We start from the raw sequence: 13,430 nt of genomic DNA on the forward strand, positions 1-13,430 counted from the left end.
CGAGCCTGGCGTTCGACCGCGCTGGCGGTTTCGCTTGCCTTCACGGCGTTCGGACAGTTTATATGTGAACGTTATGCGGAGCGGAACAACCGGCGCTTGCGCCTTGGTTCGCCGTTCCGCACTCTACGACGATAACTGTCCAACGATGTCGACAAGGCTTGGAACCGTGCGATGACGGGTAACCGGGCGACACGGGAGGGAATGATGAAGGCGATCGACGCCACGCAGGCCAGACACGAGGCGCGCCCGTGGCTTGCGCAGTATCCGCCCGCGGTGCCGGCGGAGCTGGACGAAGCCAAGATCGGGACGCTGGTCGATCTGATCCGCTCGTCCTGCGCGCGCTTTGCCGACAGGCAGGCCTTCGAGAGCTTCGGCAAGACGATCACCTTCGCGGAAACCTTGCGTGCGGCTGAGGCCTTCGCCGGGTGGCTGCAGGCGAAGGGGCTGAAGAAGGGCGATCGTGTCGCGCTGATGATGCCGAACATCCTCTCCTATCCGGCCGCGATCTTCGGCACGCTCCTCGGCGGTTTCGCCGTCGTGAACATCAATCCGCTCTACACGGCGCGCGAGCTGACCCACCAGGTCAACGATGCCGGCGCGCGCGTGCTCGTGGTGATCGAGAATTTCGCGCATGTCGTCGAGGAGGCGAAGCCGAACCTGAAGCTCGATGCCATCGTGACCGCGACGGCCGGCGACCTGATGGGCTTCAAGGGCAAGATCGTCAATTTCGTCGCGCGCCGGATCAAGAAGGTCGTCAAGCCGTTCAACCTGCCCGGCTCGGTGCCGCTGCAACGAATACTGCACGGCGGCGGAGGGATGACGCCGGTCACCGTGACGCCGGAGGATGTCGCCTTCCTGCAGTATACGGGGGGGACGACCGGCGTCGCCAAGGGCGCGACGCTGACCCATCGCAATGTCGCGGCGAACGTCCAGCAGGCGGGGCTGTGGCTCGAATGGGTGCTGGAATCGCCGCAGGGCCGCAGCGACTACCAGCACGTCATGGTCACCGCGCTCCCGCTCTACCACATCTTCGCGCTGACCTGCTGCTGCATGTTCCTGCTGCGGATCGGCGCCAAGAGCCTGCTGATCGCCAACCCGCGCGACATTCCGGGCTTCGTCAGAACGCTGAAATCAAGCCGCTTCACGCTGATTTCCGGCGTCAACACGCTTTATAACGCGCTCGCCAACCACCCCGATATCAAGAACGTCGATTTCTCCGAGCTGCGCTTCGCCGTCGCCGGCGGCATGGCGACGCAGGCCGCGGTCGCCAAGCAGTGGAAGGCTGTGACCGGGCGCCCGATCATCGAAGGCTATGGATTGTCCGAGACCTCGCCGGTCGCGACGATCAACCGGCCGGACATCCAGGAATTCACCGGCACCATCGGCTATCCGATCCCCTCGACCGAGATCGCTATCCGCGATGCCGAGGGCCACGACATGCCGCTGGGCGAATCCGGCGAGATCTGCATCCGCGGGCCGCAGGTGATGGCGGGTTACTGGAACCGCCCGGACGAGACGGCAAGGGCGATGACGGCGGATGGCTTCTTTCGCAGCGGCGATATCGGCGTGATGCTGCCGGACGGGCAGGTCAAGATCGTCGACCGCATGAAGGACATGGTGCTGGTCTCAGGCTTCAACGTCTATCCGAACGAGGTCGAGGACGTTCTGGCCGCGCATCCCGGCGTGCTGGAGTCGGCCGTGATCGGCCTGCCGGACGAGCATTCAGGCGAGGCGGTGACCGCCTTTGTCGTCCGCAAGGACCCGACACTGACCGCTGAGGAATTGCGCGCCTACTGCAAGGAGAACCTGACCGGCTACAAGGTGCCCAAGCAGATCTTCTTTCGGGAAACCCTGCCAAAAACGAATGTTGGCAAGGTGTTACGCCGCGCGCTGCGCGAGGAGGTCGTCGCCAAGAGCTGACGGAACGCAGCCGCGCGGTCGACAGCCCGGGCAGCAACGTGTCTTCTGTGCGGGTTCGCGGGCGGGAATCGCCGCCGCGGACCGTCACGGAGTAGATCGTCATTTGCCTCGCCGTCTCGTCGAATTTCCGCTGCTGCGCCGGCTGAAGCCTGGGCTCCATGTCTACGAAGAGGAGGCGCTGAACGCCGAGCCGGCTATCGGGCTGCTCGACCAGACGATCACGCCGATCGATGCCTTCTTCATCCGCAACAATGGCGACCTGCCGGAGATTGGTGACGAACATGACTGGACGCTGACGATCGACGGCGAGGTCGAGCGCCCGACGGTCTGGACCATTGCGGGCCTGCGGCAGCGTTTCGAGACTGTCACCATCACCGCTGTCCTGGAATGCGCCGGCAATGGGCGTTCGCAGTTCTCGCCGGCCACGGACGGGCTGCAATGGCGGCTCGGCGCCGTCGGCTGCGCGCGCTGGACCGGAGTGCGGCTGGCGGATGTGCTCGAACATGCCGGCCCGAAGCCGAGCGCCGTCTATACCGGGCATCATGCGCCCGACCGGCAGATCGGCAAGCCGGGGAAGGCGGCCCTTTCGCGCGGCCTGCCGATGGCCAAGGCGCTGGCGCCGGAAACCCTGATCGCGTTCGGGATGAATGACGAGCCGCTGCCTCGCCTCCATGGCGGCCCTCTGCGGATCGTCGCGCCCGGCTATCCCGGTTCTGCCTGGCAGAAATGGCTCGACGGAATCAGCCTGCGCCCGGTCGAGCATGACGGCGAGAGAATGCGCGGCACCGACTATCGGATGCCGCTCCGGCCGATGAGGCCGGGCGAGGCGCTGGATCCGGCCAATTTCGCTGTTATCACCGATATGCCGGTGAAATCGCTGATCACCACGCCGGTCGACGGCTTCACGATGAAAAAGGGCGAGCGGCTGACGGTGGGCGGCTTTGCCTGGAGCGGCGCCATCCCGCTGGCGTCGGTCGAACTCTGCTGCGATGACGGCCAGAATTGGCAGGACGTGCCGTTGCTGCAGGGCGAGGGGCCTTTCGCCTGGCGGCGCTTCGAGGCTGAGATATCCGCCGATCGGGTCGGACCGCTCGTCATCACGGCGCGGGCGCGGGATGTCGCCGGCAACAGCCAGCCGCTGGAGGTCGCCTGGAACCCGCGTGGCTATTGCAATAATCAGGTGCAGCGCCTGCGTGGCTCGGTCGTCGCCTGAAGCTTTGAACCTTTTCGGCCCTCGCCGCGTCTAATGTTCGGGCCCGCCGCACCGGCAAGGCTCCGCCGCCCCGGTCTCTCCTCCTCCTCCCATCGGCGACCGGGGCGGCTATTCTTCCCTGATCGCGCGCATCCTGGCCCGTGCAAGCTCGTCATGCTCGGGCTTGACCCGAGCATCTCCTGCAAGATGACGCTCCTGCGCTTCTCGAGAGCCGAGATTCTCGAGTCTGCGCTTCCGCTCGCCCGAAAGTGACGCGCCGAGGTCAGGCGGCGAGGAGGGCCTTGCCATCGGCCGCATGGCCGGTCGTCCTGACGATCTGGCCGGCGGCGATATCGCGGTCGAAACGCACCAGCGTGAAGTCTTCGGCCCGGCCGGTGTTGCCGCGCTCAGTCAGGACGCTGAGCAGCCGGCCGACGCGCGCGGCGAGATGCCGTTCATGCGCGGCGCCTGCCGCTGCCCGCAGCCGCGCCGCACGCTCCGCGACGACTTCGCCGGGCAGTTGCGGCATGCGCGCGGCCGGCGTGCCGGGGCGCGCGGAATAGGGGAAGACATGGACGAAGCTCAGCCCGCACTCCTCGACCAGTTCGAGCGAGCGGGCGAACATCGCCTCGTCCTCTGTCGGGAAGCCGGCGATGAGATCGGCGCCGAAGACGATATTGGGGCGCAAGGCCCGAATCTCGGCGCAGAAGCGAATGGCGTCGGCGCGGCTGTGCCGACGCTTCATGCGCTTCAGAATGAGGTCGTCGCCGGCCTGCAGCGACAGATGCAGATGCGGCATCAGCCTTGCCTCTGTCGCGAGCAGGCCGCGCAGCCTGTCGTCGACTTCGACCGCATCGATCGAGGACAGGCGCAGGCGTGGCACCTCGGGGAGCGCCCGAAGAATTGCCTCCGCGAGAGCGCCGAGTGACGGCTGCTCCGACAGATCGCGCCCATAGCTGGTCAGGTCGACGCCGGTCAGCACGATCTCGAGGGCGCCGGCCTCGACCAGCTTGCGGCATTGCGCCAGCACATCGCCGATCGAGAGCGAGCGCGAATTGCCGCGGCCGAAGGGGATGACGCAGAAGGTGCAGCGATGGTCGCAACCGTTCTGCACCTGGACGAAGCCGCGTGTATGGCCGGTGAAACGGCCGGTGACCGGCGCGCGCAACGTCGTGCGCGCCATGATGTCGCCGACCGCGAGCTTGTCCGCGGCCGTTACGTCCGCGCTGCCGAGACTGTTCGACCGCGCGAGCGCGGCCCAACTTTCGGGACGTAGCTTTTCGTCGTTGCCGAGAACCCGGTCCGCTTCCGGCATCGCCGCGAAGCGGGCAGGCTCGATCTGCGCGGCGCAGCCGGTGACGATGACCGGGCGGTCCGGCTGCTCGCGCTTGAGGCGGCGCACCGCTTGCCGCGCCTGGCGCGTCGCCTCGGCGGTGACGGCGCAGGAGTTGACGATGGCGGCGTCCTTCAGCCCGGCGGCCTCTGCCTGGAGCCTCAGCGCCTCGCTTTCGACGATGTTGAGGCGGCAGCCGAAGGTGACGACCTCCAGAGCATTTTCGCGTTTCTCCGAACTGCGAAAATGCTCCGGGTTACTGTTTGGTCGCATTTTCTTCACGCGAACCGGCAGCACTTCGCTTGAAAATGCTCCGGGCCATCAGGCCGCGCTCGTGAACAACGCCGGGCCGAGCGTGCCTTCCCATTCGAACTCGACCGGGCCGGTCATCAGCACATGGCCGTCGCTCTCGCGCCATTCGATGGCGAGATCGCCGCCGGGCAGGCTGACCGTGGCCTCGCGGGCGGTCAGCTCGCGGCGCACGCCCGCGACCAGCGCCGCGCAGGCGCCGGAGCCGCAGGCCTGGGTGATGCCGGCGCCGCGCTCCCAGACGCGAAGCACGATATGATCGGGTGCCTTCACCGCAGCGAGCTCGATATTGGCGCGGTCGGGGAAAATCGGGTGGTTTTCGAGCAGCGGGCCGATTTGCTCGAGATTGTAGGCGTAGGGATCCTCGACGAAGAAGACCGCATGCGGATTGCCCATATTGACGGCGCAGGGCGTGTGCAGGATCGGATTGTCGATCGGCCCGATCTGCAGCTCGAAGCGGCTGGTATCCTCGAAGGGCTCGGCCAGCGGGATTTCATCCCAGGCGAGGCGTGGCGCGCCCATATCGACGGTGAAGAGCGTTTCGCCCTCGCGCACCGTCGGCAGCAGCCCGGCCTTGGTCTGGAGGGCGAGGCGGGTCTTGCCGGCATCGCCCATCTGCGGATCTGCGACCATCGCCCAGGCGACGCAGCGTGTGCCGTTGCCGCAGGCGCCGGCCTCGGAACCATCGGTGTTATAGATGCGCACGAAGGCATCGGTGCCGGGCGTCACGGCATCGTGCAGGACCATGAGCTGGTCGAAACGGGCGCGGGGTTCGGCGGCGATGGCGCGGGCCTCGGCCTCGCTGACGACATGTTTCGTGCCGCGCAGGTCGAGCACCGTGATCTGGTTGCCGAGCCCGTTCATCTTCAGGAACCGGCGATTGGCCAGAGCGTTCATTTGGTCACACGTCCCATGAATAGTGGGTCTATGGCCGAGGCGACGTGAAAAAGCCACCCTCATCCCGGTTCCTGAGGAAAGGTGGACATTCTATGTTGCGGTGCAAGGGCGCGAATCGCGTGAAACTCAGGACCGTGACGATGCGGTATTCCCGGATTTGTGTTCTGGCACTCGCCGGTGTGGCGAGCGTGATCAGCGGAACGGTCTTCGCGCAGGGGCGGGTGGCTTCGCCGAGCCCGGTCGAGTCCGTGCCGCTCGCGCCGCCGCCCGGCGCGGCTCCCGCCCAGGTTCCTGTCGCTCCGGCGCAGGCGCAACCGGGGCCCGAGCAACCCGCGACCCCGCAGCCGGTGCAGCCGCCTCCGGCGTTGCAAGGGCCGGTGACGCCGCAGCCGGTTCAGCCCCCGCCGACTCCGTCGATGCCGATCGAGCCGCAGCCGGTCCAGCCGCCGCCGACGCTGCCTGTACCGGGACAGCCGCTACCGCCCGCGCCATCGCAGCAGCAGACCGGCGTGCCCGATCCCAATTCGACGCTGGCCGGAAAAGGCTCCGATTCCAGCGATGTCGGCGAGGTCGTGCTCGCGCCGAAGCCTGTCCTGATGCAGTCGGGGCAGGCGACCTGGGATCAGGGCTTCCAGAAGCTGTCCAACAGCATCAGGGCTCTGCGAGCCGAGGCCCAAAGGGCTGGGCTGGCCGTGGCCGGCCGGCCGCTCTCGCTCTTCGTCGAGACCACCGATGACGGATTCCGCTTCGAGGCGATGCTGCCGGTGGCGATTCCGCCCGGTGGGCAGGCGCCGTCGCTGGGCCCGGATTTCAGGATGGGGACGTCGCCCGCCGGGCCGGCGTTCCGCTTCCTGCATCAGGCGCCTTATGACGACATCGACTCGACCTACGAGACGATCACCGCCTATCTCGAAGCGAAGAGCATCGTCGTGAAGGATGCCTTCCTCGAGGAGTATGTCAGCGAGCTTAACGATCCCGGCGACCCGAATCTTGAGATCAACGTCTACGTCCAGCCGAAATAGGGCTTTCCAAACGCGTCACGCTCGGGCCTGACCCGGGCGCCTCGTGACCAGCAGGTATTGGAACCTCTTTCGGCCTGAGATTCTCGGGTCGAAGCGTTGCTTCGCCCGAGAATGACGGCGGTGCGCCCCTCAAGCGCTCCAGCTCAAGCCCGGCCGCATCGGCCTGAAGCGCTCTTCGGGCAGGCCGGCCGTGGCAAGCGCCACTTTCAACGCTTCGGGCGGGCGCTCTACGCCCTCGTCGGTGAGCTGGAAGGTGCCCCAGTGGTGGCCGATCGCCTGCTCGGCGCGCAGAGCCAGCATGACCTTGACTGCCTCCTCCGGGTTCATGTGGTTGTCCGACATGAACCAGCGCGGCTCATAGGCGCCGATCGGCAGCACGGCGAGGCGGAACGGCCCGTGCTCGCGGCCGAGCCGCTCGTAGAGCGAGCCGTCGTGATAGCCGGTGTCGCCGATATGGAAGACCTTGGTGCCGGCGGCTTCGAGGACATAGGAACACCACAGCGCCATGCGCCGATCGAACGCGCCGCGCGCCGACCAGTGGTAGCTCGGCAATAGCGTGATCGCGACCGCATCGGACAGCTGAAGTCGGTCGTTCCAGTCATGCGCCTCGGCGCGGGCGTCCGGGATGCGGGCCCTGACGATGGCGTCGTTGCCGAGCGGCATGATCATGCGTGGCCGGTCGCGGTCGTGCAGGCGCGCCAACGTCTCGATGTCGAGATGGTCGTAGTGGTTGTGCGTGATCAGGACCGCATCGATCCGCGGCAGCTCGTCGAAGGCGACGCCGGGTTCGTTCACCCGCTTCGGGCCGACGAAGGAGAAGGGGCTGGCGCGCTCGGAATAGACCGGGTCGACAAGCAGGTTGAGGCGGCCGAGCTGATAGAGAAACGAGGCGTGGCCGAGATGGACGATGCGGACGCCGTCGACGCGCTCCGGCGGCTTGTCCTGCGGCGGCGCGGCGTATTGCGGTGGGAAGGCCTCGCGCTCGCGTTTGCCGGTCTGCCAGCGCAGGACGTCGAACAGCCCCTTGCTGACCGACCGGCCATCGCTGAAGACGACGCCATCGAAATGGTCGCTGACGGGGCCCTGATAGTAGGGATTGCGTGAGCGGGAGATCGTGGCCCAGGCGGCTCCGGTCGAGGCCAGCAGCGCACCGAGACCGACGAAAGAGAGAAGTTTGCGGCGGGTCATGGTCCAGAAGAGGTAGGCCGCCGCAACGCAGCGTCAAGCCTCCGGCGCCTTGATCGCCAGCGCGTGAAGCCAGCGTGTGGCCATGCGGTCGTAGCCGGAGCCCATCTCTTCCTCGATTTTCAGGTCATGCCAGCGCTCGTCGGCACGGTAGGCGTCGCGCAGCTCGGCGGCCGAGAGGTAGTTGAAATAGCGGCCAAGGCTGTCGCGTCCCTCGGCCTCTCCCGCCTTGAAGCTGGCGTAGAAGATGCCCCCCGGCCGCAGCGCGGCATTGATACGGTCGATGATGCCGGGCAGGGCGGCGCGGGGGGCATGCAGCAGGCAGGCATGAGCCCAAACGCCGTCATAGGCCGCGACCTCGTCCAGATCCTCAAACAGCAGGACACGAACCTCGCGGCCGAGCCGCTCTGCGGCCTGCTGTGCAAGTTCCGGAGAGCCGTCCGTCGGGACCAGATCGAAGCCGCGCCGCAGCATCTCCGCGCTGTCCTGGCCGCCGCCGCAACCCAGTTCGAGAATCCGCGCGCCCGGCGCAAGCCCCGCTGCGAAGATGTCGATGCGGTGGTGCTCTGCCGGCCGGTCACGCCCCGCATAGGCGCCGGCTTCCTCGGCATAGAAGCCGAGGGTCTGATCATCCTTGCTCGACATGGCCGGGGTCAGTTGCTCCCGGAGCGGATCGCGACCGTCGCGACGCCGGCGCCGATCAGCAGCGTGCCGCCGGCCTTGTTGAACAGCCCGATCGCGCGGGGATTGCTGACCACGGCCCGGGCGCGCGAAGCGATCAGCGCGTAGCCCATGGCATTGGCGAAGGCGAGGCTGATGAAGGTCGCCTCGAAGATCAGCATCTGAGTCCAGAAATCGCCCTTGGTGTCGAGGAACTGCGGCAGGAAGGCGACGAAGAAGGTGATGCTCTTCGGGTTCAGCGCGGTCACCAGCCAGGCATGGCCGAGCATCTTCCAGGCGGGGGCGGCATCCTCTCGCGGCCTGGCGTCGAGCGAGCCGCCGGCGCGGAAGAGCTTGATGCCGAGCCAGACGAGATAGGCGGCGCCGATCCATTTCAGCGCGGTGAAGACCATGGCGGAGGTGGCGAGCAGGGCGCCGACACCGAGCATGGAGAGCGTCATCGCCGTGAAATCGCCGAGCGCGACGCCGACGGCGATCGGGAAGGCCGTGCGCCAGCCCTGGCCGAGCGCATAGGAGATGACGAGGAGGATTGTCGGTCCGGGGATGACCAGGAGGACGGCGGTGGCGGCGGCGAAGGCGGCCCAGGCTTCGAAGGTCATGGTAATGGCTCCGCTAAAAACCAGAGCCATCACCAGAAGCGGGTGTTTGTAAAGAGGTCAGCGGATCGGCTGGGGATTGTTGCCGAACCAGACCGTCTGTCCCGTTCCTGCGGCGCCGATCTCGCGGCGAACCTCCGGGTCGGCCGCGACGACCAGCACCCACCAGGCCCGGTAGCTCGTACGCGGGTCCTTGGACAGCGCGATGCCGTAGCGGGTCGCTTCCTTCATCCGCAGATTGGCATCGTGGCCGGGGGACTTGCGCCAGCCGTCGAAAGCCTCCTCGACCGAGAAATAGCCGCCGCCGAGGTTTTCCGCCGCCCGCGCGCTATCGATGCCCGCAGCATGGATGCGGGCGGTGAAGTTGCCGCCCGCGTCGTGCGAGAGCGCGTTGGCGGCAACCATCGCATCGGCCTGGCGCTGTGCCATCGCCATCAGCCGCGGATCAGGCCGGACCGGGCCGAGGCCGTTGCTGGCGCGATACGCGTTGAGGATGCGTCCGGCCTGCGCCGGATCGAGCGAAACGGCACTGAGCTTCTCGACCATGCGGGAATCGAGCGGACCCTCGCGCCGCGGGTCGCCGGCACAGGCGGCAAGGAAGAGGGTGAGGGCCAGCAGAGGCAGGGCGGTCGCAATATTCATGGGCATCGCTGTCGAATCAGGGGCGGCAGCGATGCGGCCAGATCAGGGCCATTCTGCGGCCAAGGCTCGCGATTCCCGCACTCCCGGGCAAAAAGCTGCCAGACCTGTTTCCTGCGGCGATGGAGGCCAGCGCCACAAAGACACGCGTATCCGAGGCAAAACCAATCCCAACCTTGACTTTCGCCGCATTCTTCCGCTTTAAGACCGCATTCGTTTCGCCGACATCGCCGAAACCACATCCGCCGACTGGGCCGCGCCAAGCGCTTTCATGAGCCCGGAGGTCAACGTCCGACAGCGCGATTGCGCCCTCGGGCGCGAAACCGTTTGGCGGAAGGTTCTGGCGCTGGCGGTTCCTTGAGGCAAGCAGGCAGGTCCGCATGTTCGGCACGCTCAGCGACAGACTCTCAGGCATCCTTTCGGGGCTGACCCGCCGGGGCGCGCTGACCGAAGAGGACGTCAACGCCGCGCTGCGCGAGGTTCGCCGCGCGCTGCTCGAGGCCGACGTCGCGCTCGAGGTCGTTCGCAGCTTCACGGACAGGGTGCGCGAGCGCGCTGTTGGCGCCGAGGTGCTGAAGTCGGTCACGCCCGGCCAGCAGGTCATCAAGATCGTCAACGACGTTCTGATCGATACGCTGGGCGGCGAGGGCGCGGTCATCACCCTAGATGCCGTGCCGCCGGTGCCGATCCTGATGGTCGGTCTGCAGGGTTCGGGCAAGACCACCTCGACGGCGAAGATCGCCAAGCGCCTGACCGAGCGCAACAAGAAGAAGGTCTTGATGGCGTCGCTCGACACGCGACGCCCGGCCGCCATGGAACAGCTCGCCGTGCTCGGCCAGCAGGTCGGCGTGCAGACGCTGCCGATCGTCGCCGGCCAGTCGGCCGTGCAGATCGCCAGGCGCGCGATCGAGGCGGCCCGCCTCGGCGGCTACGACGTCGTCATGCTCGACACGGCCGGCCGCGTCACGCTCGACGATACGCTGATGGAAGAGGTCGCACAGGTTAAGGCCGCGACCAGCCCGCATGAGGTTCTGCTCGTCGCCGACGCGCTGACAGGTCAGGATGCGGTCAACACGGCGCGCGCCTTTGACGCTCGCGTCGGTCTCACCGGCATCGTCCTGACCCGTATGGACGGCGATTCGCGCGGCGGCGCGGCGCTCTCGATGCGCGCCGTCACCGGCAAGCCGATCAAGCTCGTCGGCACCGGCGAGAAGGTCAGCGAACTCGAGGATTTCCATCCCTCGCGCGTCGCCAACCGCATCCTCGGCATGGGCGACATCGTCAGCCTCGTCGAGCGCGCGGCCGAGACCATCGATGCCGAACAGGCGCAGGCGACCGCGCAGCGCATGGCGAAGGGTCAATTCGACCTCTCCGACATGCGCGCCCAGCTCCAGCAGATGGAGAAGATGGGCGGCATCGGCGGCGTGATGGGCATGCTGCCCGGTATGAAGCAGGCTCAGTCCCAGCTCGCCAACGCCGGCGTCGGCGACAAGATGTTCAAGCGCATGATCGCCGCGATCGATTCGATGACGCCGGCCGAACGCAAGAATCCCGATCTGCTCAAGAACAGCCGCAAGAAACGCATCGCGGCCGGTTCCGGCACTTCGGCGGAGTCGATCAACAAGCTGCTCAAGATGCATCGCGGCATGGCCGACGCCATGAAGGCGATGAGCAAGCAGAAGGGCGGCATGCTCGGTAAGCTCGGCAGCATGTTCGGGCTCGGCGGCGGATTGCCCGCCGGCATGCCCGATCCCTCCAAGATGGACCCGGCCCAGCTCGCCGAATTGCAGAAGCAGCTCGGCGCGGGCGGCGGCCTGCCGTCGATGCCGCCGGGCGGTTTCCCCGGATTGCCGAAGGGCGTCACCCCGCCGGCGGGCATGATGCCGAAACTGCCGGGCCTCGGCGGCGGCGGCCTGCCAGGGCTGGGCGGCAACCCGTTCGGCAAGAAGAAGTAGCTTTCAACGTTACACACGACTTCAAACTTCAAACCAAAGGAAGAAGACCATGTCCCTCAAGATCCGCCTGACCCGCGGCGGCGCCAAGAAGCGCCCCTACTACCGCATCGTCGTCGCCGACGCCCGCTCGCCGCGCGATGGCCGCTTCATCGACAAGGTCGGCTCCTATGACCCGATGAAGCCGAAGGACTCCGCCGAGCGCGTCGTGCTCGACACCGAGAAGGTCCAGTCCTGGCTCGCCAAGGGCGCCCAGCCGACCGATCGCGTGCTGCGCTTCCTCGACGCTGCCGGCCTCGTCAAGCGCCCCGCCCGCAACAACCCGAACAAGGCCGTTCCGGGCGAGAAGGCCAAGGAGCGCGCCGAGAAGAAGGCCGAGAAGGCCGCTGCTCCGGCTGCCGAAGCAGCAGCCGAGGCGTGAGCTTGACCGTCGGCACGTCGGTCTCGGGCGAAGCGCAGCTTCGGCCCGGGGACCTCTCGCGAGGGACGCTCGGGCGCTGCCCGGGCGTGGCGTGCTGATATGGCCGAGCTTATCCTGCTCGGAATCGTCGGCGCGCCGCATGGCGTGCGCGGCGAGGTCAGAATCAAGACCTTTACCGGCGATCCGCTCGCGATCGCCGAGTACGGCCCGCTCTCCGACGGCAAGGGCCGCAGCTTCGAGATCACCGATATCCGCCCCGCCAAGGAAGTGGTCGTCGCTCGCCTGAAGGGCGTTGCGACGCGCGAGGCGGCCGAGGATCTGAACGGCGTCGAGCTGTTCGTTGCGCGCGACAAGCTGTCGGCAGGCGAGGACGAGGACGAGTTCCTGCAGGCCGATCTGATCGGTTGCAGCGTGGTCGGGCCGGACAGCATCCTGCTCGGCACCGTCACCTCGGTTGAGAATTTTGGTGCGGGCGATCTGCTCGACATCGAGACGCCGGATGGGCGCTTCGTCCTGATGCCCTTTACCAAGGCCTTCGCGCCACGCATCGACATTGCCGCGCGCCGGATCGATGCCGAGCCACCGCTGGGATTGTTCGAGCCCGACGATGACAAACAATAGGCCCGCCCGCGCGCTGATCTTCGACATGGATGGCACCATCGTCGACAATATGCGCTTCCATGACGACGCCTGGGAAAGCTGGCACGTCAGCAACCAGTTGCCGTTCGACCGCAATACCTTTGCGGCGCGGACTGCCGGCATGGCCGGCAATGAGATCATTTCCTCCTATTTCCCGCAGGCGGCCGTGGCCGAGCTCGATGCCATGAGCGATGCCAAGGAAGCCCTTTATCGGGAAGCCTATCTGCCGCATGTCGCGGCGAATGCCGGCTTCCTCGAATTGATCATGCGGGCCGAAGCAGCGGGCATCCCGATGGCGGTGGCGACAGCCGCTCCGCCGGCGAACATCGAGGTCGTGCTCGATACGCTCGGCCTGCGCGAGCGCTTCGCCACCATCGTTTCGCCGAGCCAGGGTTTCCGCGGCAAGCCGCATCCGGACATGTTCCTGGCCGCCGCGGAGCGGATGAAGGTCGCGCCGGCCGACTGCATCGTCTTCGAGGATGCGCCGCTCGGTGTCGAGGCCGCGCGGCGCGCCGGCATGCGGGCCGTGGCGCTCTTGACGATGCTCGATGCGAGCGGCTTTGCCGCTTATGACAATCTGATCGCATCGGCGCGCGATTTCACGGCGCTGGACGGGCTCCCGGCGCTGCGCTTTGCTTGAAGGC

Annotated in this window: 13 protein-coding genes; 7 read left to right on the top strand and 6 right to left on the bottom strand. The window is 67.0% G+C overall.

Annotation, left to right across the window (positions count from 1 at the left end; genetic code table 11):
• The first annotated feature begins 201 nt into the window (after positions 1-201).
• Positions 202-1,920, top strand: a complete 1,719-nt coding sequence (locus AB4Z16_RS14525) for an AMP-binding protein (protein ID WP_441512218.1) — start codon at positions 202-204, stop codon at positions 1,918-1,920.
• Positions 1,921-2,023: 103 nt separating this feature from the next.
• Entirely contained in the window at positions 2,024-3,133 is a 1,110-nt protein-coding gene (locus AB4Z16_RS14530) for a sulfite oxidase (protein ID WP_441512061.1), read from the top strand.
• Between the two features lie 262 nt (positions 3,134-3,395).
• On the opposite strand, the gene mtaB is transcribed toward AB4Z16_RS14530, so the two are convergent.
• The gene (gene mtaB, locus AB4Z16_RS14535) at positions 3,396-4,718 is read right to left on the bottom strand and encodes a tRNA (N(6)-L-threonylcarbamoyladenosine(37)-C(2))-methylthiotransferase MtaB (protein WP_441512062.1); all 1,323 of its coding nucleotides are present in this window, start codon (positions 4,716-4,718) and stop codon (positions 3,396-3,398) included.
• Between the two features lie 48 nt (positions 4,719-4,766).
• Positions 4,767-5,651, bottom strand: coding sequence for a diaminopimelate epimerase (dapF, locus tag AB4Z16_RS14540; RefSeq protein ID WP_441512063.1), 885 nt, complete (start codon positions 5,649-5,651; stop codon positions 4,767-4,769).
• Positions 5,652-5,770: 119 nt separating this feature from the next.
• On the opposite strand from dapF, the gene AB4Z16_RS14545 reads away from it, so the two are divergent.
• Positions 5,771-6,673 (top strand): GyrI-like domain-containing protein, encoded by a 903-nt coding sequence (locus AB4Z16_RS14545; RefSeq protein ID WP_441512064.1) that lies wholly within the window; start codon positions 5,771-5,773, stop codon positions 6,671-6,673.
• 129 nt (positions 6,674-6,802) lie between these two features.
• Here AB4Z16_RS14545 and AB4Z16_RS14550 read toward each other — a convergent pair whose 3' ends face one another.
• Genes AB4Z16_RS14550 through AB4Z16_RS14565 form a run of 4 tightly spaced genes read right to left on the bottom strand, consistent with a single transcriptional unit; the run spans position 6,803 to position 9,777 of the window.
• Positions 6,803-7,861, bottom strand: coding sequence for an MBL fold metallo-hydrolase (locus tag AB4Z16_RS14550; protein WP_441512065.1), 1,059 nt, complete (start codon positions 7,859-7,861; stop codon positions 6,803-6,805).
• Positions 7,862-7,894: 33 nt separating this feature from the next.
• Entirely contained in the window at positions 7,895-8,503 is a 609-nt protein-coding gene (locus AB4Z16_RS14555; protein ID WP_441512066.1) for a class I SAM-dependent methyltransferase, read from the bottom strand.
• Between the two features lie 8 nt (positions 8,504-8,511).
• Positions 8,512-9,138: a LysE family translocator gene (locus AB4Z16_RS14560; RefSeq protein ID WP_441512067.1), complete on the bottom strand. Its 627-nt coding sequence runs from the start codon at positions 9,136-9,138 to the stop codon at positions 8,512-8,514.
• Positions 9,139-9,195: 57 nt separating this feature from the next.
• On the bottom strand, positions 9,196-9,777 hold the full coding sequence (locus tag AB4Z16_RS14565; RefSeq protein WP_441512068.1) for a CAP domain-containing protein: 582 nt from the start codon (positions 9,775-9,777) through the stop codon (positions 9,196-9,198).
• A 377-nt stretch (positions 9,778-10,154) separates the two neighbouring features.
• Here AB4Z16_RS14565 and ffh point away from each other — a divergent pair, with 377 nt between their 5' ends.
• The 4 genes from ffh (at position 10,155) to AB4Z16_RS14585 (ending at position 13,426) form a co-directional block, all read left to right on the top strand.
• A complete protein-coding gene (gene ffh / locus AB4Z16_RS14570) occupies positions 10,155-11,729 on the top strand; it encodes a signal recognition particle protein (protein WP_441512069.1) in 1,575 nt (524 codons plus the stop codon).
• A gap of 49 nt (positions 11,730-11,778) precedes the next feature.
• Entirely contained in the window at positions 11,779-12,147 is a 369-nt protein-coding gene (rpsP, locus tag AB4Z16_RS14575) for a 30S ribosomal protein S16 (RefSeq protein ID WP_441512070.1), read from the top strand.
• 99 nt (positions 12,148-12,246) lie between these two features.
• Positions 12,247-12,768 carry a ribosome maturation factor RimM gene (gene rimM, locus AB4Z16_RS14580; protein ID WP_441512071.1) on the top strand — a complete coding sequence of 174 codons (522 nt, stop codon included), beginning with the start codon at positions 12,247-12,249 and terminating at the stop codon, positions 12,766-12,768.
• Positions 12,755-13,426 carry an HAD family hydrolase gene (locus tag AB4Z16_RS14585; RefSeq protein ID WP_441512072.1) on the top strand — a complete coding sequence of 224 codons (672 nt, stop codon included), beginning with the start codon at positions 12,755-12,757 and terminating at the stop codon, positions 13,424-13,426. The genes rimM and AB4Z16_RS14585 overlap by 14 nt, the downstream gene beginning before the upstream one ends.
• Positions 13,427-13,430: the final 4 nt, after the last annotated feature.

Source organism: Allobosea sp. TAF32, assembly GCF_052113585.1.
In the GTDB taxonomy this organism is placed as follows: domain Bacteria; phylum Pseudomonadota; class Alphaproteobacteria; order Rhizobiales; family Beijerinckiaceae; genus Allobosea.